The 25479-nt window shown below is 73.0% G+C and carries 23 protein-coding genes; 4 read left to right on the top strand and 19 right to left on the bottom strand.

All coding sequences use genetic code 11. The features are described from left to right. Positions 1-21: 21 nt before the first annotated feature. The 16 genes from MLUT_RS14055 to MLUT_RS13980 form a co-directional block, all read right to left on the bottom strand. A complete protein-coding gene (locus MLUT_RS14055) occupies positions 22-1437 on the bottom strand; it encodes an NAD(P)/FAD-dependent oxidoreductase (RefSeq protein WP_010079328.1) in 1416 nt (471 codons plus the stop codon). 53 nt (positions 1438-1490) lie between these two features. Then, positions 1491-3089: a DUF501 domain-containing protein gene (locus MLUT_RS24180; RefSeq protein WP_010079329.1), complete on the bottom strand. Its 1599-nt coding sequence runs from the start codon at positions 3087-3089 to the stop codon at positions 1491-1493. Positions 3090-3138: 49 nt separating this feature from the next. Further along, on the bottom strand, positions 3139-3945 hold the full coding sequence (locus tag MLUT_RS14045) for an FtsB family cell division protein (protein ID WP_012750758.1): 807 nt from the start codon (positions 3943-3945) through the stop codon (positions 3139-3141). Between the two features lie 137 nt (positions 3946-4082). After that, positions 4083-5360 carry a phosphopyruvate hydratase gene (gene eno / locus MLUT_RS14040; protein WP_010079332.1) on the bottom strand — a complete coding sequence of 426 codons (1278 nt, stop codon included), beginning with the start codon at positions 5358-5360 and terminating at the stop codon, positions 4083-4085. A 94-nt stretch (positions 5361-5454) separates the two neighbouring features. After that, positions 5455-6264, bottom strand: a complete 810-nt coding sequence (locus MLUT_RS14035; RefSeq protein WP_010079333.1) for a MazG nucleotide pyrophosphohydrolase domain-containing protein — start codon at positions 6262-6264, stop codon at positions 5455-5457. A gap of 7 nt (positions 6265-6271) precedes the next feature. Beyond that, positions 6272-7483 carry an adenosine deaminase gene (locus MLUT_RS14030; protein WP_010079334.1) on the bottom strand — a complete coding sequence of 404 codons (1212 nt, stop codon included), beginning with the start codon at positions 7481-7483 and terminating at the stop codon, positions 6272-6274. A 24-nt stretch (positions 7484-7507) separates the two neighbouring features. Then, a complete protein-coding gene (locus tag MLUT_RS14025; RefSeq protein WP_010079335.1) occupies positions 7508-8155 on the bottom strand; it encodes a DedA family protein in 648 nt (215 codons plus the stop codon). A 4-nt stretch (positions 8156-8159) separates the two neighbouring features. Then, complete coding sequence (locus tag MLUT_RS14020; protein WP_010079336.1) at positions 8160-9494, bottom strand: thymidine phosphorylase; 1335 nt, start codon at positions 9492-9494, stop codon at positions 8160-8162. 74 nt (positions 9495-9568) lie between these two features. Further along, positions 9569-10000 carry a cytidine deaminase gene (locus tag MLUT_RS14015; protein ID WP_010079337.1) on the bottom strand — a complete coding sequence of 144 codons (432 nt, stop codon included), beginning with the start codon at positions 9998-10000 and terminating at the stop codon, positions 9569-9571. A 2-nt stretch (positions 10001-10002) separates the two neighbouring features. Next, positions 10003-11310, bottom strand: coding sequence for an ABC transporter permease (locus MLUT_RS14010; protein WP_010079338.1), 1308 nt, complete (start codon positions 11308-11310; stop codon positions 10003-10005). Then, complete coding sequence (locus tag MLUT_RS14005) at positions 11307-12722, bottom strand: ABC transporter permease (protein ID WP_012750757.1); 1416 nt, start codon at positions 12720-12722, stop codon at positions 11307-11309. Before MLUT_RS14005 ends, MLUT_RS14010 begins: the two co-directional genes overlap by 4 nt. Continuing rightward, a complete protein-coding gene (locus MLUT_RS14000) occupies positions 12719-14317 on the bottom strand; it encodes an ABC transporter ATP-binding protein (RefSeq protein ID WP_012750756.1) in 1599 nt (532 codons plus the stop codon). The genes MLUT_RS14005 and MLUT_RS14000 overlap by 4 nt, the downstream gene beginning before the upstream one ends. Before the next feature lie 126 nt (positions 14318-14443). Then, on the bottom strand, positions 14444-15601 hold the full coding sequence (locus tag MLUT_RS13995) for a BMP family lipoprotein (protein ID WP_010079342.1): 1158 nt from the start codon (positions 15599-15601) through the stop codon (positions 14444-14446). Positions 15602-15639: 38 nt separating this feature from the next. Next, positions 15640-16902, bottom strand: a complete 1263-nt coding sequence (locus MLUT_RS13990; protein ID WP_010079362.1) for an ISL3 family transposase — start codon at positions 16900-16902, stop codon at positions 15640-15642. Between the two features lie 248 nt (positions 16903-17150). Continuing rightward, positions 17151-18407: an amidohydrolase gene (locus tag MLUT_RS13985; RefSeq protein ID WP_010079343.1), complete on the bottom strand. Its 1257-nt coding sequence runs from the start codon at positions 18405-18407 to the stop codon at positions 17151-17153. Between the two features lie 61 nt (positions 18408-18468). Beyond that, complete coding sequence (locus MLUT_RS13980) at positions 18469-19620, bottom strand: mannose-1-phosphate guanylyltransferase (protein WP_002856569.1); 1152 nt, start codon at positions 19618-19620, stop codon at positions 18469-18471. Positions 19621-19868: 248 nt separating this feature from the next. Between MLUT_RS13980 and sdhC the strand changes: the two genes are divergently transcribed. The 4 genes from sdhC to MLUT_RS13960 all read left to right on the top strand — a co-directional run bounded on the left by sdhC (position 19869) and on the right by MLUT_RS13960 (position 23412). Continuing rightward, a complete protein-coding gene (gene sdhC / locus MLUT_RS13975) occupies positions 19869-20273 on the top strand; it encodes a succinate dehydrogenase, cytochrome b556 subunit (protein WP_010079344.1) in 405 nt (134 codons plus the stop codon). A 3-nt stretch (positions 20274-20276) separates the two neighbouring features. Further along, the gene (locus tag MLUT_RS13970) at positions 20277-20756 is read left to right on the top strand and encodes a succinate dehydrogenase hydrophobic membrane anchor subunit (RefSeq protein WP_010079345.1); all 480 of its coding nucleotides are present in this window, start codon (positions 20277-20279) and stop codon (positions 20754-20756) included. Between the two features lie 77 nt (positions 20757-20833). Continuing rightward, on the top strand, positions 20834-22621 hold the full coding sequence (gene sdhA, locus MLUT_RS13965) for a succinate dehydrogenase flavoprotein subunit (protein ID WP_010079346.1): 1788 nt from the start codon (positions 20834-20836) through the stop codon (positions 22619-22621). Continuing rightward, positions 22621-23412 (top strand): succinate dehydrogenase iron-sulfur subunit, encoded by a 792-nt coding sequence (locus MLUT_RS13960; RefSeq protein ID WP_010079347.1) that lies wholly within the window; start codon positions 22621-22623, stop codon positions 23410-23412. Before sdhA ends, MLUT_RS13960 begins: the two co-directional genes overlap by 1 nt. Positions 23413-23597: 185 nt before the next feature. Here MLUT_RS13960 and MLUT_RS13955 read toward each other — a convergent pair whose 3' ends face one another. From MLUT_RS13955 to MLUT_RS13945, 3 genes are all read right to left on the bottom strand, one after another. Further along, positions 23598-24125, bottom strand: coding sequence for a hypothetical protein (locus MLUT_RS13955; protein WP_010079348.1), 528 nt, complete (start codon positions 24123-24125; stop codon positions 23598-23600). Between the two features lie 7 nt (positions 24126-24132). Next, the gene (locus MLUT_RS13950) at positions 24133-24717 is read right to left on the bottom strand and encodes a hypothetical protein (protein ID WP_010079349.1); all 585 of its coding nucleotides are present in this window, start codon (positions 24715-24717) and stop codon (positions 24133-24135) included. 108 nt (positions 24718-24825) lie between these two features. Beyond that, positions 24826-25431: a hypothetical protein gene (locus tag MLUT_RS13945; protein ID WP_010079350.1), complete on the bottom strand. Its 606-nt coding sequence runs from the start codon at positions 25429-25431 to the stop codon at positions 24826-24828. Positions 25432-25479 lie beyond the last annotated feature (48 nt).

The following is a 25479-nucleotide window of genomic DNA, read 5'->3' as shown; positions in this document are numbered from 1 at the left end:
GGCGGCCCGCTGGCTGCGGGATCAGCCCTTCGAGGACTCGAGGGCCCGCTGCCGCTCGAAGCGGCCGGGCTCGAGCTCGACGCCGGCGGCGCGGCGGAACGGGTTGAACGGGGTGTCCAGGCCCGCCACCGAGGTGGAGTCGCGGCCGAACAGGGTCTCGGCGACCCAGCCGGAGAGGATCCGGAAGCGGCGGTCCAGGGTGGGCATCGCGTAGGCGTGGTAGCCGCGGTGCGCCAGGAAGGCGGCCGGGCCGGAGATCTTCACGCCGAGCGGGTTGCCGACGCCCTTGAAGAAGCCCAGGCCGGCGACGGCGCCGAGCGACTTGTGCACGTACTCCTGCACCTCGCCCTCGCCGTGGCGGACGGCCATGTAGTTGGCGGCCAGCTGCTTGGCCTGACGGCCGGCGTGCTGGGCGTTCGGGACGCAGAACCCGCCGGGGCCCGCGCCGGTCAGGTCCGGGACGGCGCAGACGTCGCCGCAGCCCCAGGCGCCCTCGAGCACGCCGTCCTCCCCGTCCTTGACCTGGAGGGTGGGGGTGACCTCGATGCGGCCACGCTCCTCGACCGGGAAGTCGGTCTGCTTGGCGACGGCGTTGGCCGCCACGCCCGCGGTCCACACGAGGGTGTCGGCCCCGAACTTCTCCTTCTCGGACTTGTCCTTCATGTCCACGAGGGTCATGATCCCGTCCGTGGCGTCGCCCAGCGAGGTGTTGAGCAGGACCTCGATGCCGCGGTCCTTCAGGTGCTCCACCACGCCGACGGCCTGGTCCTCGCCGACCTCGGGCATGATGCGGCCCATCGCCTCGACGAGCACGATGCGGACCTCGGACTGGGACAGGCGCGGGTTACGGGCGACGGCGGTGCGGATGAGGTGCTCCATCTCGCCCACGGTCTCGATGCCGGCGAAGCCGCCGCCGACCACCACGAAGGTCAGGGCGCGACGACGGGCCTCGGCGTCCACCATGAGGGAGGCGGCGTCCAGGCGCTCCAGGATCTGGTTGCGCAGCGTCACGGCCTCCTCCACGGTCTTCAGACCGATGCCGTGCTCGCCCAGGCCCTTGATCGGGAAGACGCGGGTGGTGGCGCCGGCGGTCATGGCGATGTCCTGGTAGGGCAGCTCGAACTCGTGGCCGTCCTCGCCGCGCACGGTGGCGACACGGCGGGCGTGCTCCACCTTCACGACGGTGCCGCGCAGCACCTCGGCGTCCTTGAGATGCGTGGCGAGGTCCACGACGACGTGGCGCCCCACGATGTGGCCGCCGACGACCTCGGGCAGGAACGGCTGGTACGTCATGTACGGCAGCGGGTCCACGACGGTCACGACGCCGCCGCGGTCCTTGACCTTGGTCTGCAGCTCCTTCGCGAGCTGGAAACCGGCGTAGCCGCCGCCGACGATCAGCAGGCGCGGCTTGGGAGACAGTTCAGGAGTGAGAGACATACCGCCAGTCTACGCACGCACCGGCCCCGCCCCTCCATCTTCCGCCGCCGTGATCAGGACCGCAGCGAGAGCACGATCCCGTCCAGGATGTCGTGCTCGCTCGCCCAGGCCTCGGTGACGCCCGCGGTCTCGGCCACCCGCTCCAGGACGGTGCTCCACAGCAGAGCGCCCGCGCCGATCACGTCCACCCGTCCCGGGTGCATGAACCCCCGCTCGGAGCGCTCGGCCCGGGTCGCGGCCACGAGGCCCTCCGCCGCCGCGCGGAACTCCGCGATCGGCAGGCGCGCGCCGTGGATGGCCTCGGGCTCGTACGTGCTGAGCCCGAGGGCCTCGGCGGTCACGGTGGTCACCGAGCCGGCCACGCCGACTACGCGGGCCACGCGTTCCAGCGGCAGGCGGGCGGCGGCGTCGTCGAGGAGGCGGCGTGCGTCCGCGCGGGCCGCGGCGACCTCGTCCGACGTCGGGGGGTCGGAGCGCAGATGACGCTCGGTGAACCGCACGCAGCCCATGTCCAGGCTGACCGCGCCCACGACCTCGCCCGCAGGCGTGCCGACGACGAGCTCGGTGGAGCCGCCGCCGAGGTCCACGACGAGCAGGAGGTCCTCCGGGCCCAGGTCCGCGGTCTCGACGGCGGAGACGGCGCCCGTGAAGGACAGGGCGGCCTCCTCTGCGCCCGAGACGACCTCCGGCTCGACGCCGAGCCGCTCCCGGACGCCGTCGACGAACGCGGCCCGGTTGGAGACGTCCCGGCTGGCGGAGGTGGCCACGAACCGGACCCGGCCGGCGTGGTGGCGCTGGACCAGGCGGGCGTACTCGTCCACCGCCGCGAAGGTGCGCTCCAGCGCGGCGTCGGAGAACGCGCCGGTGGCGTCCACGCCCTCGCCCAGGCGCACCACGCGCATCTCGCGCACGACGTCGGCCAGCGGCGCCGTCGGGTCGGCCACGGCGCCGGTGGTCTCATCCGTCCCGGCCGGCCGGGAGATCAGCAGGCGGATGGAGTTCGTGCCGCAGTCCACGCCGGCCACCGTGACCTCCTTGAGCGCGGCGACGCGTTCGAGGTGCCTCACGTGCCGGGACAGGTCCTTCGTGGGCACCGCCGCGGCCTCGTCCCACGCGCCCTCGCACGCGCAGACCTCGGGCGTCCACCACGGGGCCACCAGGGCGATCGCCTCGTCACCGAGCGGGTTCACCCCCGGCCCGGCCGCGAGCGCGTGGCCCACGAGGGCGTGCAGGCACTTCACGCGCTCGGGCATGCCGCCGGCCGAGACCCCGGCGATCTCCGGGACGGGCCCCGTGCCGGCCTCGGCCCCGACCCGGTCCCGCTCGGCGATGTAGGCCTCGTGCGCCGCGCGGTGCGCGGCCGCGAGCGCGGGATCCTGGGCGAGGCGGTCGTTCATGCGTGCCATCTCCCCGTCCGCCTCCACGCGCGAGACCGCCGCCGTCAGCACGGGGTGCGTCAGGTAGAAGGTCGTGGGGAACGGGATGCCGTTGGAGAGCCGCGGCGCGGTGGTGGCCACGAGGGGGTTGCCGCACACGCAGCGGGCACCGATCTCCACGACGTCCCGGACCGGGCGGCCGAGCTGGCGGGACAGGGTGTCCAGGTCCTGCTCGGTGACGGTGCGGTCCTGGGCGGGGCGGGGGCTGACGGTCATGGTGTCCTCGGGGTGCGGGGGTGGTGCGGGCGGGGGCGGGACGCGGGGCTCACTCGAGCCCGGCGCGGACGGCCGAGTCCCACAGGCCCTCGGCCCACGGCAGGCGGGTGTTGACGGTCTCGTCCGCGCCGGCGGCGGGCGTGTCCTCGGTCTCGGTATCGGTGTCGGTCTCGGAGGGCCGCCCCGTCACGGAGTACAGGGTCTCCCCCGGCATGACCAGCTCGAGACGCTCGCGCGCCTGTTGGGTCACGTAGGCGGGGTCGTCCCACAGCTGGATCCGCCGCTCGTAGTCCTCGCGCTGGGCCTGCATGGTGGCGATCTCCTCGCGCGCGGCCGAGATCTCCAGCTGCTGGTTCAGGAACGCGCGCAGCGTGGGGGCCACCAGGACGGCGGCCAGCAGCAGCACGGCGACGACGATGAGCGAGCGGCCCGTGATCTGCCGGGCCGGCACCGGCTCCGGCAGCGGGGCCCGACGGCGGGCGGCCGTGGCGGCGGCGGACGCGGCGCGGCGGGGGGCGGGCCGGGTCCGACGCCCGGCCGGGCGGGCCGACGCCGTCCGGCGCGGGGGTGCCGACGGGGATGCGGGGGCGGCGGGGGCCGTGTCAGCCCGGCCCGCGTCCGGGTGCCCGTCCAGGTGTCCGTGGTGACCGGCCTGGCGGCGCTCCTGGACGCGCTGCAGGTCGATGACCTCGGCGCCCGTCGGCGGGGTGTTCGGCGTGGGGGCCGCAGGGGTCGGCGTGGGCGCGTCCGCCTCCGGGGAGGCCGTCGCCGGGGCCGCCGGGGCGGCGACGGCGGTCCGGCGCGGGGCGCCCGTCGTCGGGTCGACACGGGGCACGCTGGGGCGGCGCGGACTCATCGCGGACTCCTTCGGACGCGTGGCGGGGACCCTCACAGCCTACTGCCCGCCCCTGACAGGCTCCTGGCCACACCCGGGACGGGCGCGGGCCCGCCCGGAAGGATCCGGGCGGGCCCGCGCGTCGTCGTCGGGGACGGTCAGCCGCGGAAGCGCGGGAAGGCGGAGCGGCCCGCGTAGACGGCGGCGTCGGCCAGGTCCTCCTCGATGCGCAGCAGCTGGTTGTACTTGGCCACGCGGTCCGAGCGGGCCGGGGCGCCGGTCTTGATCTGGCCGGCGTTGGTGGCCACCGCGAGGTCCGCGATGAACGTGTCCTCGGTCTCGCCCGAGCGGTGCGAGATCATGCAGTGGAACATGTGGCGCTGGGCCAGGGAGATCGCGTCGAAGGTCTCGGTCAGGGAGCCGATCTGGTTGACCTTCACGAGCAGGGCGTTGCCGGCCTTCTCGTCGATGCCGCGCTGCAGCCGCTCCACGTTGGTGACGAACAGGTCGTCGCCCACCAGCTGGACGCGATCGCCCAGCTGCGCCGTCAGGTGCTGCCAGCCCTCCCAGTCGTCCTCGTCGAGCGGGTCCTCGATGGAGACGATCGGGTAGTTGTCCACCAGCTCGGTGTAGTAGGCGGCCATCTCCTCGGCGGAGCGCTGCTGGCCCTCGAAGGTGTAGGAGCCCTTGTCGAAGAACTCGGAGGAGGCGACGTCCAGCGCCAGCGCGATGTCCTCACCCAGGCGGTAGCCGGCCTTCGTCACGGCCTCGGCGATGAGGTCCAGGGCGGCCCGGTTGGACTCCAGGGACGGGGCGAACCCGCCCTCGTCGCCCAGGCCGGTGGACAGGCCCTTCTCCTGCAGCACGGTCTTCAGGGCGTGGTAGACCTCGGTGCCCCAGCGCAGGGCCTCGCGGAAGGACGGGGCGCCGATCGGGGCGATCATGAACTCCTGGATGTCCACGTTGGAGTCCGCGTGGGCGCCGCCGTTGAGGATGTTCATCATCGGCACGGGCAACACGTGGGAGTTCGGGCCGCCCAGGTACTTGTAGAGCATGAGGTCGGAGGCCTGCGCGGCGGCCACGGCGACGGCCATCGACACGCCCAGGATCGCGTTCGCGCCCAGCTTGCCCTTGTTGGGGGTGCCGTCCAGGTCCCGCATCGCGCGGTCCACGGCGCGCTGGTCCGCGGCGAACTCGCCCTCGAGCTCCTCCGCGATGCCCTCGACCGCGGCGACGGCGTCCAGCACACCCTTGCCGCCGTAGCGCTTCTTGTCCCCGTCACGGCGCTCGACCGCCTCGAACTCGCCGGTGGACGCGCCCGAGGGCACGGCCGCGCGGCCCAGGGAGCCGTCGGTGAGCAGGACCTCCACCTCGACGGTGGGGTTGCCGCGCGAGTCGAGGATCTCGCGAGCGTGGATGGCGTCGATCAGGGCCATGGACGGGTCTCCTTCAATCGAAGTCGGAAGTCGTGCCCGCGGCGTGGACACGGCCTCAGCCTAGCGGGGACCTCAGGTTCCAGGCGGCGCCGCGTCAGCCGGACGGGCGCAGGGCCGACCAGTCCCCCGCACGCACCCGCGCCACCGTGGTGCGCAGGGCCCGTTCGGGGTCGAGCCCCGCCGCCCGGGCCCGGCGCACCAGCGCGAACAGCTCCGCCCCGAGCGCGGCCTCGTCGGGCCACCCCGCCGCCGGGCGCTCCCCCGCCTCGGCGGCCGGCACCGGGACGTGCGCGGCGAGCGGGTCCGGCTCCTGCCGGGCCGCGCGGTCGACCACCTTCGCGGCGGCGGCCAGCGCCGGCAGCCGGGCCGGGATGTCGCCGACGTCGAGGCCCGGGCCGGTGCCGCCGTCGTCGTCGTGGTCCGGAGCGGCGGACGAGAGCCCCGCGGCGGCCCGCTCCCGCGCCTTGACCCGCTCCCAGGCCAGCTCGACCGCCTCGGGCGTGACGGCGGCGAGCTCCTCGGCCGGGCGCAGGCCGCCCTCGGGGGTGAGCACGAGCGGGTTGCGCCGGATCATCTTGGCGGTGAGGGCGTCGGCGGCGTCGTCCAGGCGGAACCCGGCCGTCTCCGCCGGGGCGCCCGGCGCCCGGGAGACGGCGGCGTGCAGGACCACCTGGAACAGGACGTCCCCGAGCTCGGCGGCCAGGGCGGGGTACGCGCCGTCGGCCCGACGCGCGGGCACGTCGGCCCACGCGGCGGCGTCGCGGGACTCGATCTCCGCCACCGCCTCGTACGCCTCCTCCACGAGGTACTCGGCGAGGTCGGCGTGCGTGAGCGCGGCCGTCCACGGACAGTGGTCGCGCAGTGCCTCGACCACCGCCACCAGACGGTCCACACTCGCGCTCACGGGCGGATCAGTCGTCCTCGTCCTCGTCGTCCAGCTCTTCGAGGACCGGGCCGACGGCGTCGCCGGAGATGACCTCGCCCCAGCCGGCCACGAGGATCTCGGCGAGGTCCTCGCGCTCGTCCACGGGCAGGAAGGCGGCCTCGGCGGCGTTGAGCTGCAGGTCCAGCAGCTCGGAGAGCGAGTAGCCGAAGGTCTCGGCGAGCAGGTAGAGCTCGTCGGTCAGGGACACGTCCGAGACGAGCCGGTTGTCCGTGTTCACGGTGACGCGGAAGCCGAGCTGCACGAGCAGGTCGATGGGATGGCCCGCGATGCCCGCCGCGGCGTCCACCGCGCCGGTCTGCAGGTTCGAGGACGGGCAGACCTCCAGGGCGATCTGCCGGTCCCGCACCCACGCGGCGGTCTCGCCCAGGTCCACGAGGCCGGTCAGCTCGTCCAGCTGCTCGCCGTCCTCGTCCACGCCGCCGTACTCCACCGAGATGTCCTCCGCCAGGCGCACGCCGTGGCCCAGACGCAGGGCGCGGCCGTCCACGAGGGCCGAGCGGACGGAGTCCAGGCCGTCGCCCTCGCCCGCGTGCACGGTGACGGGCAGGTGGTGGGCGGCCAGCCACGTGAAGGTGTCGGCGAAGCGGGAGGGCGGGAACCCGGCCTCGGCGCCCGCGATGTCGAAGCCCACGACGCCGGCCTCGCGGTGGCGCACGGCCAGCTCGGCGATCTCCTGGGCCCGGTCGGCGTGCCGCATCGCGGTGACCAGCTGGCCCACGCGGATCACGTGGCCCGCGGCGTCGGCGGCCTCGACCGCCTCGTCCAGGCCGGCCTGCACGGCCTCGACGGCCTCGTCCAGGCTCAGCCCGCCGGCCAGGTGCTGCTCGGGGGCCCAGCGGATCTCGCCGTAGACGACGCCGTCGGCGACCAGGTCCTCGACGAATTCGCGGGCCACGCGGCGCAGCTGCTCGCGGGTCTGCATCACAGCGGTGGTCAGGGCGAAGACCTGCAGGTACTTCTCGAGGGACTCGCCGTTGGCGTGCTCGGCGATCCACTCGGCCAGGCCCTCGACGGTGTCCGCGGGGACCTCGACGCCGGCCTCGCGGGCCAGGTCGAGGACGGTGCCCACGCGCAGGCCGCCGTCGAGGTGGTCGTGGAGGGAGACCTTGGGCAGGACGGCCAGGTCGACCTCGAGCGGGGAGGGGGATGCGGTGTCCGGAAGCTGCGTCGTCGTCACGGGCGTCACTCTACGGCAGGGCGCTCAGCGCAGGGCCTCCTGCTCGGCCAGGGTGAGGCCCTTCACCCCGGCGCCCAGCCGGCGGCGCAGCAGGGCCTTGAGCAGACGGTCCAGCAGCACGCCCACGAGCGCGGCACCCGTCACGGAGACGGCGATCTGCAGCACCGGGTTCTCCAGCCAGCCCGCGGTCAGGCGCGCGATCATGATCGAATACGCGGCCCAGCTGGCCGTGGAGAGCAGGTCCAGCGCCACGAACCGCACCGGCGGATAGCGGGTGGCGCCGGCGGTGAAGTTCAGGGCCACGCGGCCGCCGGGGATGAACCGGGCGGTGAACAGCAGCAGCGCGCCGTGACTGTGCAGGTGGTGCCGGGCGACCTCGACCGTGGCCCGCACTCGCCGCAGCCGCATCCACCGGAACCGCTCCACGCCCACGGCACGGCCGATCGCGTACGCGGCCACGTCCCCCAGGAACGCGCCCGCGAAGCCGACCCCCCACAGCGCCCACAGGGAGAACGGATGCCCGTCGCGGACGATCGCACCGAGGGCCACCAGCACCGACTCCGACGGGAAGATCGGCACGATGCCGTCGAGCAGGCACAGCAGCAGCGTCAGCGGCAGGACCCACCACTGCGCGGAGGCGTGGAGGATCGCCCCCTCGAGCCACGCGAGCATCCGGTCAGCCGATCCGGTCCAGGATCACGGAGCGCTCGCGCAGGGTCCGGGCGGCGGCGTCGTCGAGCTCGCCGACGGCCCAGCCGCCGGCGAGCGCGGCCTTCGCCCGCTCGAAGCGCTCCGGCGTGTCCGTGTGCAGGGTCAGGACCTTCTGACCCCGGGCCACGCGCTCGCCGGGGCGCACGTGCACCTCGACGCCGGCCGCGGCCTGGACGGCCTGGCCCTGCCGCTCCCGCCCGGCGCCGAGGCGCCACGCGGCCAGGCCCACGGCCATCGCGTCCAGCTCGGTGAGGACGCCGTCCGTCTCCGCGACGACGTCCTCGGCGTGGGCCGCCGTCGGGAGGGCCGCGCGCGGGTCGCCGCCCTGGGCCTCGATCATCCGGTTCCACACGTCCATCGCCCGGCCGTTGGCCAGGTGCTCGGCCGGGTCCACGTCCGTGACCCCGGCGCCGGCGAGCATCGCGGCGGCGAGCGCCACGGTGAGCTCCACGACGTCGGCCGGGCCGCCGCCGGCGAGCACCTCCACCGACTCGCGGACCTCGAGGGCGTTGCCGGCCGTCCGGCCCAGGGGCACGGACATGTCCGTGAGCAGCGCCGAGGTGTCCACCCCGGCGTCCCGGCCGAGGTCCACCATGGTCCGGGCCAGCTCGCGGGCGGACGCCTCGTCCTTCATGAACGCGCCCGAGCCGCACTTGACGTCCAGCACGAGGGCGCCGGTGCCCTCGGCGATCTTCTTGGACATGATCGAGGAGGCGATCAGGGGGATGGCCTCCACCGTGCCCGTGACGTCGCGCAGTGCGTACAGGCGCTTGTCCGCCGGGGCCAGGCCCGAGCCGGCCGCGCAGATCACGGCGCCCACCTCGGAGAGCTGGCGCAGCATCGCCTCGTTGCTGAGGTCGGCCCGCCACCCGGGGATCGCCTCGAGCTTGTCCAGGGTGCCGCCGGTGTGGCCGAGGCCGCGGCCGGACAGCTGCGGCACGGCCACCCCGAAGGAGGCCACGAGGGGGGCCAGCGGCAGGGTGATCTTGTCCCCCACGCCGCCGGTGGAGTGCTTGTCCGCGGTGGCCAGGGGGCGGCCGTCCGGGGTGGTGAGCCCGCCGAAGTCCATGCGCTCGCCCGAGGCGATCATCGCGTCCGTCCAGCGGGCGATCTCGGCGCGGTCCATGCCGTTGAGCAGGATCGCCATGGCCAGGGCGGACATCTGCTCGTCCGCCACCACGCCGCGGGTGTACGCGTCCACCACCCAGTCGATCTGCTCGGGGGACAGCGTCCCCCGGTCCCGCTTGGCGCGGATCACCTCGACGGCGTCGAAGGGCTCGGCCTGCGGCTGCGCGGTCATGGGGGTCTCCTCGGGGGACGGCTGCGACGGTCAGCCTCCGACTCTAGCGAGCGGGCCCGGGAGCGCGCCGCAGGTCAGGGACGGTCCGCCCGCTCCAGGTCGGCCGGGCCGAAGGCGTCCGGCAGCACCGCGTCGATCCCCCGCTCCCCCGCCGGGGTGAGCAGCACGAGCCCGGGGGCGCGGAACTCGTACAGCAGCTGGCGGCACCGCCCGCAGGGCATGGTGAGCACGCCCTCGCCGTCCACGCAGACGAACGCGGCCAGTCGGCCGCCCCCGCCCATGCGCAGGTCGGCCAGCAGCGCGCACTCGGCGCACAGGGTCAGCCCGTAGGACGCGTTCTCGATGTTGCAGCCCGAGACGAGGCGGCCGTCGTCGGTGAGCGCGGCGGCGCCCACCCGGAACCCCGAGTAGGGCACGTAGGCGTGCTCCGTGGCGGCCAGGGCCGCGGCCCGCAGCCGGTCCCAGTCCACGCGCGGCGCCGTCGTCGTGTGCTGCCCGTCCGCCACGGCTACTCCTTCACGTACGGCACGCCCGAGGCGGCCGGGCCGCGCGAGCGGCCCACGAGGCCGGCCACGGCGAACACCGTGACGAGGTACGGGAGCATCGCCATGAACTGGCTCGGCACCGGGGTGCCGAGGATCGCCAGGACGTACTGCATGTTGGTGGCGAAGCCGAACAGCAGCGCCGCGAAGAACGCGCCGATCGGGTTCCAGCGGCCGAAGATCACGGCCGCGAGCGCGATGAAGCCCTGGCCCGCCGTCATCTCCTTGGTGAAGGACGACGCGGAGACGAGCGTGAAGAACGCCCCGCCCATGCCGGCCACCGCGCCGCCCAGCAGGACGGCGGCGTACCGCGTGCGGTTCACGTCGATGCCCACGGTGTCCGCGGCCTTGGGGTGCTCGCCCACGGCGCGCACGCGCAGGCCCCAGCGGGTGCGGAACAGGGCGAACCACAGCGCGATCACGAGCAGGTACATCGCGTAGCCCAGGATCGTCTGGTTGAACAGGATGGGCCCGAGCACGGGGATGTCCGCCAGGCCCGGGATCCGCAGGTTCGGGAAGTGCGGCGGCGCGTTGAGCTCGGTGTCCCCGCCCGTGAGGACGGTGGAGTACAGGAAGCTCGTCAGGCCGGCCACGAGCACGTTGAGCACGACGCCGACGATCACCTGGTTGACCAGGTACTTGATCGAGAACACGGCGAGCAGCCAGGACACGAGGACGCCGGCCACGATCGCGGCGGCCAGGCCCGCCCAGGGCGAGCCGGTGGCGGTGCCGACGACGGCGGCCGTGAACGCGCCCGCCAGCAGCTGACCCTCGATCGCGATGTTCACCACGCCCGAACGCTCGGCCAGGATGCCGGCCATCGAGCCGAAGATCAGCGGGACGGCCAGCGCGAACGAGCCGGCGATCAGGCCGGTGAGGAACACGGTGGTGTTGTCCGCCGAGCCGATCACCCAGATGAGGAACGCGGCCACGAACGCGACGGCGAACAGGGCCGCGGCCCAGCCGGGGGTGCGACCCGAGCGCAGGGTCGCCAGCCAGGCCACCACGGTGAGCACCGCCATGAGCCCGACGAGCAGCCAGCCCCACAGCACGGGGTCGGCGGTCAGGTCCGGGAGCACGACGGCGTCGGACGCGTTGGAGAGTCGGAAGGTCGCCGTCGCCTCGGGGGCGCCGAGGGCGAAGACGGCCAGGGCCAGCAGGGTCAGGATCGTCAGGGCGATCGGGGTGGTCCAGTGCCGGACCACGACCCGGGCAGGCTCGGCGGCCTCGGGGCGGGCGACGTCGGCGTGGGGCCGGGCGGCGGTCGCGCTCATCGGGCGTCCCCCTTCTGCTCGTGCGGGCGGTGGGTCGGGGCCATGTCCGTGGGCGCGGTGGTCGGAGCCTGCGGGTCCGCGACGGCGGCGGCCGCGGCCTCCTGGACGCCCGTGGACGGGGCGGCGGCGTGGCCGGCGGCGCCGGTCAGCGCGGCACCGGCCACGGCGGGCTGGGTCACGGGGTCGGCGGCGCGGCGGGCGCGGGCGGCGCCCGGGGCGGGCAGTCGGAAGATGGCGCGGACCAGCGGCGGGGCCGCGATGAGCAGCACGATCACGGACTGCACCACGAGGACGATGTCGACCGGCACCCCGGTCTCGGTCTGCATGGTCACGCCGCCGGCGCGCAGGGCGCCGAAGAGCAGGCCCGCGAACAGCACGCCCACCGGGTGGGACCGGCCGAGCAGGGCCACCGTGATCGCGTCGAAGCCGAAGGACCCGGCCACGGAGGTGTTCAGCGTGCTCTCCGTGCCGGCCACGTGGGTGGCGCCGGCCAGGCCGGCGAGGCCGCCGGAGATCGCCATGGCGGCCACGTAGGAGCCCTTCACGGAGATGCCGGCGGTGCGGGCGGCGTCGGGGTTGGCACCCACGGCCCGCAGGCGGAAGCCGAGGGTGGAGCGCTGCATCAGCCACCACGTGAAGAGCACGGCCAGCAGCGCGACGAAGAAGCCCCAGTGCAGCCGGAAGTCGGTCCCGAGCAGCCGCGGGAACATGGCGGAGCGGTCCAGCGGCGCGGACACCGGGTTCGTGGTGCCGGGCGCCCGCAGGACGGGGGTGTTCAGCAGGTAGGCGAGCAGGTTCACCGCCACGTAGTTGAGCATGATCGTGAGGATCACCTCGTGCGCGCCCGTCCAGGCCTTGAGCACGCCGACGACGGAGCCCCACAGCACGCCGCCGAGCACGCCCATCACGACGACGAGCAGCAGGTGCACGCCGGGCGGCAGGTGCAGGTGCACGCCGAACCACGTGGCGAACATGGCGCCGAAGATGAACTGGCCCTGGCCGCCGATGTTGAACAGGCCCGCCCGGAAGGCGATGGCGATGCCCAGCGAGATGATGATCAGCGGGGTCGCCACGGTGAGGGTCTCGGTGAGCGGGTAGAGCATGCCCGTCGCGTCCGAGGCCCGGTAGTTGAAGACGGCGCCGCGGAACAGGGCCGCGAAGGCTCCGGCGAACGCGGCCCAGGCGGCGGACAGCAGGTCGCCCGGGCGGGCGAAGAAGTAGCGGGCGGCGTCGCGGACGTCCTCGTCCACGGCGATGATCAGCAGGCCGGAGACCAGCAGGGACAGCAGGATCGCCAGGGCGGTGACCGTGCCGTTGCCCGAGAGGATCCGGCGCAGGGCGGAGTCGGCGGGGGCGGGCCGGACGGCTATGTCGGACGCGGGGGCCGGGCGCTGCGGGGCGGCGGTGCTCACGGGCGCTCTCCTTCCGTGGTGGGGTGGGCGGCGGGCGCCGCGCCGGCGGTGCCGGGCGTGCCCGCGGCGACGTCCGCGCCGGAGGCGAGGGCCGCGTCGTCGGGGGTCTGGCCGGCCATCATGAGGCCGAGCGTCTCGCGCGAGGTGTCCCCCGGCACGATGCCGACGATCCGCCCGTGGTACATCACGGCGATCCGGTCGGCCAGCTCGAGGACCTCGTCCAGCTCGGTGGAGACGATCAGCACGGGGGTGCCGGCGTCGCGCTCGGCGATGATCCGGTCGTGCAGGAACTCGATCGAGCCGACGTCCACGCCGCGCGTGGGCTGCGAGGCGATGAACAGGCGCAGCCCGTCCACGAGCTCGCGGGCCATGACGACCTTCTGCTGGTTGCCTCCCGAGAGGGAGGAGACCGGCAGGTCCACGCCCTGGGTGCGGACGTCGAACTCGGCCACGCGGCGCTCGGCGTGCGCCCGCACCGCGGCGGGGCGCATCTGCACGGCGTTGCCTGCCGGGGCGACGTCGAACCGGTTGAGCACCATGTTCTCCGCCACGGAGAACGGGCCGACGAGCCCGTCCGTGGAGCGGTCCTCGGGCACGAAGCCGACGCCGGCGCGGATGATCTGGCGGGTGGACCGGCCGATCAGCTCCCGGCCGTCCAGGGTGACGGAGCCGGTGGCCTTGACCAGGCCCATGATCGCCTCGGTCAGCTCCGTCTGCCCGTTGCCCTGCACACCGGCCACGGCGAGGACCTCGCCCTGGCGGACGGCGAAGGACACGGCGTCCAGCAGCACCTGGCCCGTGGGCGAGACGACGGAGAGGCCCTCGACGCGGAACGTCTCCTCCCCCAGGGTCGGGGCCGTCTTGCGCCGCTCGAGGACGACGTTCCGGCCCACCATGAGGGCGGCCAGCTCGGCGGCCTCGGCGGAGGGGTCCGCCGTGCCGACCACGCGGCCGCGGCGCAGCACGGTGATGTCGTCCGAGACGGCCTTGACCTCGCGCAGCTTGTGGGAGATGAACACGATCGCCGTGCCGTCCGCGCGCAGCTGGCGGATGATGCCGAGCAGCTCGTCGGTCTCCTGGGGGGTGAGCACGGCGGTCGGCTCGTCCAGGATGAGGATGCGTGCGTCGCGGACGAGGGCCTTGATGATCTCGACGCGCTGCTGCACGCCCACGGGCAGGTCCTCGACGACGGCGTCCGGGTCCACGTCGAAGCCGTACTGGGCGGAGATCTCCCGGATCCGCCGGCGGGTGGCCTCGAGGTCGAGCACGCCCAGGGCGCGGGTGTGCTCGTCGCCGAGGGCCACGTTCTCGGCCACCGTGAAGACGGGCACGAGCATGAAGTGCTGGTGCACCATGCCGATGCCCGCGCGCATGGCCTCACCGGGGCCGGAGAACCGGACGGGCTCGCCGTCGAGCAGGATCTCCCCCTCGGTGGGCTCGTAGAGCCCGAAGAGGACGTTCATCAGGGTGGACTTGCCGGCGCCGTTCTCACCGAGGAGGGTGTGCACCCGCCCCGACTCCACGGTCAGGTTCACGTCCTCGTTCGCGGCGAACGAGCCGAAGCGCTTGGTGATCCCGCGCAGTTCGAGCCTCATCGAGGGCCTTCCGTCTGGTCGATGCTCGTGGTGCCGCGCTCGGCGGCGGGGGCGGGCCGGGCGCCCGCGCGCCGCGGGGCCGGTCCGGAGGGGTCCGGGCCGGCCCCGCGGCGATGGCGAGGCGGGTCAGGCCTCCGGGGAGTACTCCGAGCCGACCTTCAGCTCGCCCGAGACGATCTTCGCCTCGAGGTCCTTGAGCTCGTCCTTGAGCTCCTGCGGCACCGTGTCCTCGAAGTCGTGGAACGGGGCCAGCTCGACGCCCTTGTTCTCCAACGTGCCCACGTAGGGCTCGGCCGAGAACTCGTCCTTCAGGTCCGCGGCGATCACGTCGGCGACGGACTGGCCCATGTTCTTCTTCACCGAGGTGAGGATCAGGTTGCCGTCCTTGGTGGACTCGTAGCCGTCCGAGTCCGGCCAGATGACCTTGACGTCCTTGCCGCCCTGGTTCGCCTCGCGGACGGCGTCCAGGGTGCCCAGGCCCACGGGGCCGGCCACCGGCATCACGATGTCGGCGCCCTCGTTGATGAAGTTGGCGGTGTTCGTCTTGCCGTTGGCCACGTTCTTGAAGTCGCCCGTGAAGGAGCCGGTCTTCGCGTCCTTGTCCCAGCCCAGGACCTTGACGTCCTTGTCCTTGACCTCGTTGTAGTGCTCCACGCCGCGGGCGAAGCCGTCCATGAAGATGGTGACGGTGGGGATCTCCATGCCGCCGTAGGTGGCCACGGTGCCGGTCTCGGTGGTGCCCGCCGCCAGGTAGCCGGCCAGGAACGCCGCCTGCGCCGTGTCGTAGGTGAGCTTCTGGAAGCTGTCGGAGAAGCCCTCCGCGGTGACGTCCACGCCGAAGAAGTGGGTGTCCGAGTGCTGCGCGGCGATCGGCTTCATGGCGTCGCCGAGGAGGAAGCCCACGCCGATGACGGCGTCGCAGTCGGCGTTGACCATGGCGGTCACGTTCGGGGTGAACTCGCTGGGCTCGTTCGACTCGGCCTCGCTGGTGGTGATGCCGTAGGCCTTCTCTGCGGCCTTGAGGCCCTCGTAGGAGGACTGGTTGAAGGAGCGGTCGTCGAAGCCGCCCTCGTCCGAGACGATGCAGGCCTTGTAGTCCTTGTTGTCCGAGCCGACGCCGTCGACGGTGGCGATGGCCTCGCTCTCGGCGGCGCCGGAGCCCGAGGCCTCGGACTGCTCCGGCGGGGCGCCGCACGCGGTCAGCAGCAGGCCGGAGACGGCGAGCGCGGCGGCGGGGAGCAGGAGACGACGGCGGCGCGCGGCCGACGGGGTGGCGATGCCCATGGGGTCCTCATTTCGGGCTCTCCTGACTGATCCGTGGGTCATTTCCGGCCCGGTAGGACGGGTCGGTGGCCGCCGAGGTTGAGCATGGCCAGGGCGATGAGGGCTTCGGGGGACTTGAAGCCGAAGGCGACGCGGGTGATGAGCCGAATCTTCGTGTTCACGGACTCGATACGTCCGTTGGACAGGCCGTGCTCGATCGCGGCGAGGATCGAGGCCTTGTGCTTGACGATGCGGCGTTGGAGCTCGACGAAGGCGGGGATGCGGCAACGTCGGGCCCAGCCGATCCAGCGTTCCAGGGCCGTCTCGGCCTCGTCGGCGGGTAGCTGGAAGACCAGGCGCAGTCCTTCCTTGAGCAGGTAGGCCCGGTGCAGGCGCGGGTCGGTCTTGGCGACCCAGGCGAGCTTGGCCTGCTGCCGGGTGGTGAGGTTCTCGGGGTTCTTCCACAGCGCGTACCGGGCGTGCTTGAGCGCCTTGGCGTGCCCGCCGGCCCGCCCGGCCCGGCGCTGCCGGACCGCGCCACGGGCCTCGTTCCACGCCTGGCGACGGACCTCGTCCAGGGCCTCGGTGGCCCACTTGACGATGTGGAACGGATCAGCGCACCGCACCGCGTTCGGGCACCGCTCGGCGACCACGGCGGCGATCCAGTCCGCCCCGTCGGCGCTGACGTGGGTGATCTCGGCGCACCGGTCGGGCCCGAGGGCCTCGAAGAACGCCGCCAGGGTCGCCTTGTCCCGGCCCGGGGCGGCCCAGACGAGCCGGCCGGTGTCGTGGTCGACCACGATCGTGAGGTAGCGGTGGCCCTTCTTGTAGGAGATCTCATCGATGCCGATCCGTCGCAGGCCGGCGAACCGGTCGCCGAGGGCCTCCACGTCGGCCCAGACCCGGGTGATGATCGCCCCGACGGTGCGCCAGGCGATGCGCATCAGCTCGGTGACCGCGGACTTGGAGCACTGCGTGGCCAGCCAGGCCACCTGCTCGTCGAACACCACGGTGTGACCGGCCCCGTGCCTGGCCCACGGGACGGCGGCCACCGTGGGACCGTGCTCGCGGCAGGCCACCCGCGGGGCGTCGGCCTCGAGGTAGACCTGCACCGTGCCCAGATCCAGCGCCCGCCACCGCCGCCGACCCTCGCCACGGTCGTACCCGGGCGACCTGCGCCCGCACCGCCCGCACCGGCCACGCACTCGAGCCCGGGGACGGACATGAGCCACCAGGAGCTGGTCGTCCTCATCGAACTCGATGCCCTCCACGACCGTCTTCTCGACGCCCAGCAAGGACCGCCATAGGCTTGCGTTCCGCACGCCGTTCTCCGCCCTTCAGGTAACTGACCTCAACAGCCAGAAACCTAGGCAGAGAGCGGCGTGCCCTCGTCAACGGCTCGCCAGAACACCCACGGAAGCGTCAGGAGAGCCTCATTTCGGAAGGCACGGTGCGAGGTCGGCGGCCGGTGGCCGCGGAAAGACGGGGCCCGTGCGGGTGGCCCCGTCCGGATGAGCGCGAGTCTACCGAACGGTTGGCCCGTCCCCTCCGGCGGGTGCGGGCGGCGGGGTCAGTGGTGGTCCTCGCCCGTGAGCACCTGCAGCGCGGCGGCGGTGAAGACCCGCATGCCCACGCCGATGGCCCGCTCGTCCGGCGCGTAGTCCCCGCGGTGCAGATCGTAGATGGGGCCACCCGGGGACCGGGTGCCGAGGCGCAGCATGGAGCCGGGCACCTTCTGGGTCATCCAGGCGAAGTCCTCGCCGCCCATCGACTGCGGGGTCAGGAGGATCGCCCGTGAGCCGAGCTCCCGCCGCGCCGCGGTCTCGATCAGCGCCGTCTCGCCCTCGGTGTTGTGCACCGGCGGGACACCGCGCACGTGCTCGAGCTGCACGTGCACGCCGTACGGCGCGGCGACCTGCCGGACCACCTCGTCGAGCAGCGCTCCGGCCTCCTCCCACACGTCCGCGTCGAGGCAGCGCATGGTCCCGGCCAGGTAGCCGGTGTTGTCGATCGCGTTGGGCGCGCTGCCGGCGGCGATCTGCCCCCACACCACGGAGACGGCCGAGCGCACGTCGATCCGCCGGGAGAGCACGGCGGGCACGTTCACGGCGATCTGAGACAGGGCGAAGACCATGTCCTCGGTGAGGTGGGGCCGCGAGGTGTGCCCACCGCGTCCGGTGAGGGTGATCCGGATCGTGTCCGCCGCCGAGGTGATGGCGCCGATGCGGGTGCCGATCGAGCCGACGTCGACCTGGGGGTCGCAGTGCGCCGCCAGGATGCGGGGCACGTCGTCGAGGATCCCCTGGCGCAGCACGGCCAGGGAGCCGCCGGGCAGCCGCTCCTCCGCGGGCTGGAAGATGACGCGGACCGTGCCGTGGACCCGCTCGCCGGCCGCGCGCAGGTCGGCGTCGGCGGTGGCCCCGCGGAGGATGCGGCCGAGGGCGACGGCCACACCCGCCATGACGGCGGTGTGCATGTCGTGGCCGCACGCGTGTGCGACGCCGTCATTGACGGACACGTAGGGCAGGCCGGTCTCCTCCTCGACCGGCAGCGCGTCGATGTCCGCGCGCAGGGCCAGCACCACCGGCCCCTCCCCGACGTCCACGTAGGCGCCCGTGGACTCCATCCGCACGGGCGAGAGCCCGTAGCCGGAGAGCAGCTCCACGATGCGGTCGGTGGTGCGGTACTCCTCATAGGAGAGCTCGGGATGCCGGTGCAGGTCCCGGCGGAAGGACACGATCTCGTCCTCGAGCTCGGCCACCACGGGGCCCACCGAGGGGACGGAGGTCGGACGGGGCCCGGTCAGCACGGAGTCGGAGGTGGTCATGGCCCAGCACCCTACTCCGGGGGTGCCGGTCGGTGGGGGCCGGACCCGGCACAGGACGCGGTCAGAGGACCTCGTCCACGCCCTCCGCCTTGAGCGCCTCGACGGCCTTCTTGACCTCCTGGGCGTGCTCCGTGGTGGTGACGAGCAACGCGTCCTCGGTGTCCACCACGACGACGTCCTCGATGCCGATCAGCGCGATGACGCGCTTCGTGTCCGTCACCACGACGCCGGACGCGTCGTCCGAGTACACCCGTGGGGTGTCGCCGATCACCGTGATGCCGGAGGCGTCCTTGACCGGGTTCAGGCGGGCGATCGCCGCGAAGTCCCCCACGTCGTCCCACGTGAAGGAGCCGGGGATCACGGCCACGTCGCCGACGGCGGCGGCGGGCTCGGCCACGGCGTAGTCGATGGCGGTCTTCGTCAGCTCGGGCCACACCCGGGCCATGACCTCGTCCCGCTCCGGCGTCTCCCACGCGCGGGCGATCTCCATCAGGCCGGCGTGCAGCGCGGGCTCGTTCTCCTCGAGGTGGGCCAGCATGAGGCCCACGGGCGCCACGAACATGCCCGCGTTCCAGAGGTAGCGGCCGGACTTCACGTACTGCTGGGCGACCTTCAGGTCCGGCTTCTCCACGAACGCGGCGACGTCGTGCGCGTCCGGGGCGCCGGCCACGCGGAGGCGGCGGCCCCGGCGGATGTAGCCGAAGCCCGTGGCCGCGTGCGTGGGCTCGATGCCGATGGTCACGATCCGACCCGTGGCCGCCGTCTCGACGGCCTGTCGCACCGCGTCCTGGAAGACCTCCACCGGGGAGATCACCTGATCCGCCGCGAACGAGCCCATGATCGTGTCCGGGTCGCGCAGGGAGAGGATCGCCGCGGCCAGGCCGATGGCGGCCGCGGAGTCCTTGGGCGAGGGCTCGAGCACCAGATCCGTCTCCGCCAGGGCCGGCAGCTGCGTGCACACCGCCTCCCGGTGGGCCTCCCCGGTCACCACGAGCATGCCCGCGGCCAGGGGCGCCAGACGGTCCCACGTGGCACGGATCAGGGTCTGGCCCGAGCCGGTGAGGTCGTGGAGGAACTTCGGCGCGGCGGCCCGCGAGAGGGGCCACAGGCGGGTGCCCACGCCCCCGGCGGGGATCACGGCGTGGAAGCGGGACAGGGCCGTGCCCGGCGCGGCCTCGCGCGGGGCATCGGTCAGGTTCGGATCGGTGCTCACCGGGCCAGACTACGGAACCGTCCGGACAGCGGACCACTCGACGCGTCCCAGGCGGGGCACAGCCCAGACCGAGCAGGACGGCGGCGGGGCGCCGCGCGCGTCACAGTGGCCGCCCCGGTCCCCGATCGGGCACGGAGGCGCGGGAAGGGTCTACCCTAGGCGGAGGAATCCACTCGCACACGCCCCTGCCCGTCGTCGTCCCACGGCGGAGGACCGGGATCGTGCATTCCCCCCTGGAGGTATCAACCGTGTCTAGCGCCACTGCGCAGGCCCCGGCCAAGAACGGCCGCGGAACCCTGTACCGGGGCCACGGCGGCATGTGGTCCTGGGTGGGCCACCGCGTCACCGGCGTCGTCATCTTCTTCTACCTGCTCGTCCACGTGCTGGACACGGCCCTGGTCCGGGTCTCCCCCGAGGCCTACGACGCCGTGATCGGCTCGTACAAGACGTGGTACTTCGCGCTCGGCGAGGCCGGCCTCGTCGCGGCGATCATCTTCCACGCCCTGAACGGCCTGCGCATCATCCTGGTCGACTTCTGGAAGGGCGGCACCCAGCACCACAAGACCCTGCTGTGGATCGTGCTGGGGCTGTGGGTCGTCCTGACCCTGGGCTTCGCCATCCGTCACTTCAGCCTCGCACTCGGAGGTCACTGAGCCATGAGCACCACCGCTGAGACCACCATCGCGGCGCCCCGCAGCCGCCGTCTGGACCCCACGTACACGCGCGACGGCGGCGGCCGCGGCAACTTCGAGATGCTCGCCTGGCTGTTCATGCGCATCTCGGGCGTCTTCCTCGTCGTGCTGATCGCCGTGCACCTGACCACCAACCTGCTGGTCGGCGACGGCATCCACGCCGTCGACTTCGGCTTCGTGGCCGGCAAGTGGGCGCACCCGCTGTGGCAGTTCTGGGACCTGGCCCTCCTGTGGCTGGCCATGCTGCACGGCGCCAACGGCGTGCGCACGATCATCAACGACTACACCCGTCGCGGCACCGGCCGGTTCTGGCTGACGATGATCCTGTACATCGCCACGGCCGTGATCATCATCCTCGGCACCCTGGTGATCTTCACCTTCGATCCCTGCATGGTGGACGCCTCCGGCGCCCTGCTTGAGGGCTCCCCGGCCTTCTGCGGCTGACCCCGGAAACGTTCACCCTGCGGTGCGGCCGGCCCGAGCGGCCGCCGCGTCACAGACACCCAGAAAGAGAGACCTGAATGCAGGTGCACAAGTACGACGTGGTGATCGTCGGCGCCGGCGGCGCGGGCATGCGCGCGGCCATCGAGGCCGGTCAGCGCGCGCACACCGCCGTCCTCACCAAGATCTACCCCACGCGTTCCCACACCGGCGCGGCCCAGGGCGGCATGTGCGCGGCCCTCGCCAACGTCGAGGAGGACAACTGGGAGTGGCACACGTTCGACACCGTCAAGGGCGGCGACTACCTGGTGGACCAGGACGCCGCGGAGGTCATGGCCAAGGAGGCCATCGACGCGGTGCTCGACCTCGAGAAGATGGGCCTGCCCTTCAACCGCACCCCCGAGGGCAAGATCGACCAGCGCCGCTTCGGCGGCCACACCCGTGACCACGGCAAGGCGCCCGTGCGCCGCGCCTGCTACGCCGCGGACCGCACCGGCCACATGATCCTCCAGACGCTGTACCAGAACTGCGTCAAGCACAACGTGGAGTTCTACAACGAGTTCTACGTGCTCGACCTGCTGCTGGTGGAGGAGGACGCCGTGCGCGAGGACGGCACCGCCTACAAGCAGAAGCGCACCGCCGGCGTCGTCTCCTACGAGCTGGCCACCGGCGAGATCCACGTCTTCCAGGCCAAGTCGGTCATCTTCGCCACCGGCGGCGCCGGGAAGGTGTACAAGACCACCTCGAACGCCCACACCCTCACCGGCGACGGCATGGCCATCGCCTACCGCGCGGGCCTGCCCCTCGAGGACATGGAGTTCGTGCAGTTCCACCCGACCGGCCTGGCCGGCCTGGGCATCCTGCTCTCCGAGGCCGCACGCGGCGAGGGCGGCATCCTCCGCAACGCGGACGGCGAGCGCTTCATGGAGCGCTACGCCCCCACCATCAAGGACCTCGCCCCGCGCGACATCGTGGCCCGGTCCATGGCCGAGGAGGTCCGTCAGGGCCGCGGCGCCGGCCCCAACAAGGACTACGTGCTGCTCGACCTGACGCACCTGGAGCCCTCGCACATCGACGAGAAGCTCCCGGACATCACCGAGTTCGCCCGCACGTACCTGGGCGTCGAGCCCTACACGGAGCCGGTGCCGGTGTTCCCCACCTGCCACTACTTCATGGGCGGCATCCCCACGAACATCAAGGCCGAGGTCCTCCAGGACAACGACACCGTCGTGCCGGGCCTGTACGCCGCCGGCGAGGTGGCCTGCGTGTCCGTGCACGGGTCCAACCGCCTGGGCACCAACTCGCTGCTGGACATCAACGTGTTCGGCCGCCGCGCAGGCATCTACGCCGCCGAGTACGCCGCGCAGGCGGACTGGGTGGAGCTGCCCGAGGGCGGCGAGCTGCCGACCGTGGAGCACATCGAGAACCTGCGCTCCGCCACCGGGTCCGAGCGCGTCGCGGACATCCGCGCCGAGCTCCAGGAGTCCATGGACGCGGACATGCAGGTCTTCCGCGACGAGGACTCGATCCGCCGCGCACTGGCCAAGATCGAGGAGCTGCGCGGCCGCTACGAGAACGTGTCCGTCCAGGACAAGGGCCACCGCTTCAACCTCGACCTGCTCGAGGGCATGGAGCTGGGCTACCTCCTGGACATCGCCGAGGCGATGACCCTCGCGGCCCTGGGCCGCAAGGAGTCCCGCGGCGGCCACTACCGCGAGGACTACCCCGATCGCGACGACGAGAACTTCATGGCGCACACCATGATCTACCGTGACGAGACCGCGGAGATGGAGGGCGTCAAGGGCATCCGCTTCGAGACCAAGCCCGTCGTCGTGACCCGTTACCAGCCGATGGAGCGTAAGTACTGATGAGCCACTCAGCAACCGAGACCGAGGCCCCCGTGGCCCAGGCGCAGACCCAGTCCGCCGGCGGCGGCGCAGGCGAGGTCGAGAGCTTCGACATCGTACTCAAGGTCCGCCGCTACCTCCCGGAGTCCTCCGAGGAGTCCTACTGGGACGAGTGGCGCCTGACCATGTACGGCACCGACCGCGTGCTGGACGCCCTGCACAAGGTCAAGTGGGACCACGACGGCACCCTGTCGTTCCGCCGCTCCTGCGCCCACGGCGTGTGCGGCTCCGACGCCATGCGCATCAACGGCCGCAACCGCCTGGCCTGCAAGACGCTCCTGAAGGACCTCGACCTGTCCAAGCCCATCCTGGTGGAGCCCATCAAGGGCCTGCCGGTGGAGAAGGACCTGATCGTGGACATGGACCCGTTCTTCCAGTCCTACCGCGAGATCATGCCGTTCCTGGTCGCCGAGGGCCACGCGCCCACCAAGGAGCGCTACCAGTCCCAGGCCGACCGGGCGATCTACGACGACACCACGAAGTGCATCCTGTGCGCCGCGTGCACCTCGTCCTGCCCGGTGTTCTGGACGGACGGCCAGTACTTCGGCCCGGCCGCCATCGTCAACGCGCACCGGTTCATCTTCGACTCGCGTGACGAGGCCGGCGACATGCGCCTGGAGATCCTGAACGACAAGGAGGGCGTGTGGCGCTGCCGCACGACCTTCAACTGCACCGACGCGTGCCCCCGCGGCATCCAGGTGACCAAGGCGATCTCCGAGGTGAAGCGGGCCATCCTGGCCCGCCAGTTCTGATCCCCCGCACCACGACGGCGGCCCGTCTCCTCGCTCGAGGAGGCGGGCCGCCGTCGTCGTGGAGGGGTGCCCCTCCCGCCGAGGCCCGCAGACGCGCCGTCACCGGCCCGGTGTAGCGGCGTGTCTGCGGGCCTCGGCATGGGGACGGGGGCGGGACCGGAGGCGGAGGCGGAGGCGGCGCGAGCTCAGGCGTCGAAGGCGTCGCGCGTCTCCCGCCGGTGCGCCACACGCAGCCACACCGCGCTGGACACGAGCATCCCGACGACGGCCCCCAGCACGGCCGGACCCCCTCCCCCGGCCTGCACCATCCGCCCGCCGTCGACCATCCAGAAGGCCGCCGTGAGCATCCCCAGCACCACGAACACGCTCCCCACGGGGCGCACGGCCCGGATCCGGCGGGTGATGCCGGCCAGGAGCACCAGGGTCAGGACGACCACCGCCGCGGCGGCCACCGGCCACGCCCCCGCCGGGGTGAGGAACGCGGCGACGTCGGCGTCGGTCACCTCGCTCGCGCCCCAGGAGCGCGCCTCCAGCACGGCGCGGGCGTAGCCGGGCGTCGATTGCAGCGCGAGTACGCCCCCCACGCCGGCCGCGCTCAGTGCCCCCGTGACCGCCGTGACGGTCTGGAACAGGCGCAGGGGACGCAGGGCCGCGCGGTCGGGGGCGGGGTCGCGGTCCGTGGCGGCGTGGGGATCGTCGTCGAGGGGGTGCATGCCCCCATCATGCCCGGCGGCGCAGGAAGGTCGTCGCGAGGCCGGGGTTGAAGGCGCACACGAGCCAGGCCGCGTTCACGAGCGCGAACAGCCCGCCCAGGACCAGGGGCAGCACGACGTCCCCGGCGGGGAAGACGAACAGGCGGATGGTCCCCAGCAGGGTCACGAAGATGGCGATCGAGGCGAACAGGGCGCCCATGATGCGCGCCGTGTTGCTGCGCCGGGTCAGGCCGACGAGGACGGTCGCGTAGACCGCCAGGCCCAGCAGGGTCGCGAACCAGACGCTGCCGGTGAGGGCGCCCTCGATCGCCTCGGTGGTCATCGCGGGCGACTGCGCGCTGCCCTCGGGCAGCGAGTCCGCGATGTCCTGGGCCGCGCCCGGGAGGAGGTTGCGCAGGATCGACGCGGCGTAGAGGACCGCGGACGCGACCGTCAGTCCGAGCAGCGCCCGGAACACGCCGGGGGTGCGGGCGTCGGGGCGGATCAGCGGGCGGGCGTCCGGACCGGAGTGCCCGGCGATGCGCCGCCGCGCCTCGTCCGGACCCACCACGGGCCGCCCGCCGCCGTCCAGGTCGTCGGGGTGGGGGGACATGGGATGCGGGGGTCGATGATCGGAGGCCATGTCGCCATGGTCTCCGCTGGCCGACGCCGGGGCGAGGGGTGGCGACCCCGGACTCGCCGCCGGCGAACGGCGTCGGGATCAGGCGCGGCGGCCCTGACGGGTGTAGGCCGCGACCTGCGGGTTGAAGGCCTTGACCAGCCACAGGATGTTCACGATCACCAGCGCCAGGCTCAGCACGGAGGCCAGGACGCCGCCGATGCCGGGGAAGGTCACGAAGGAGAAGATGCCGCCGACGGCACTGAGGGTGCCCAGGATCGCCAAGACGATGCCGAGGATGCGGGCCCAGTTCTTGGCCCCGCGGAGGTTGAAGTACACCAGGGCGTACAGGGCCACGCCGATGAGCAGGACGATGATCGTTCCCACCGTCACGGAGGCGCCCACGACGGGCGCGATCTCCTCCACCTGCTCCGGGGTGAGGCCGCTCTGGCGAAGGGAGTCCCGCATGCTCTCGATGCTCTCCCCGCCGCCGAACAGGCCCGGCAGGGCGGACAGCACGTACAGCGCGAGCGACGTGAGCGTCAGCGTCAGGAGGGCGGGGAACGCGGCCGGCTCCGGGACGGTGCCGTACGGGCTGCCCGGCTGGGCGCCGTAGCCCGGGGCCGCGTAGGGCTGCGTGCCGTAGCGGGAGCCCGCGGCGGGGTGCTGGTCCGGGTTCGGGTCCTGGTTCGGTCGATCGGTGGTCATGGTGAGCTCCTCGGTGTCGTGGGTGACGGTGATGGCGGTGACGGGCGC

This window comes from Micrococcus luteus NCTC 2665, assembly GCF_000023205.1.
GTDB classification, from domain to species: domain Bacteria; phylum Actinomycetota; class Actinomycetes; order Actinomycetales; family Micrococcaceae; genus Micrococcus; species Micrococcus luteus.
Note: the sequence above shows the minus strand (reverse complement) of the source record. Positions and strands in the feature narration are given on the sequence as shown.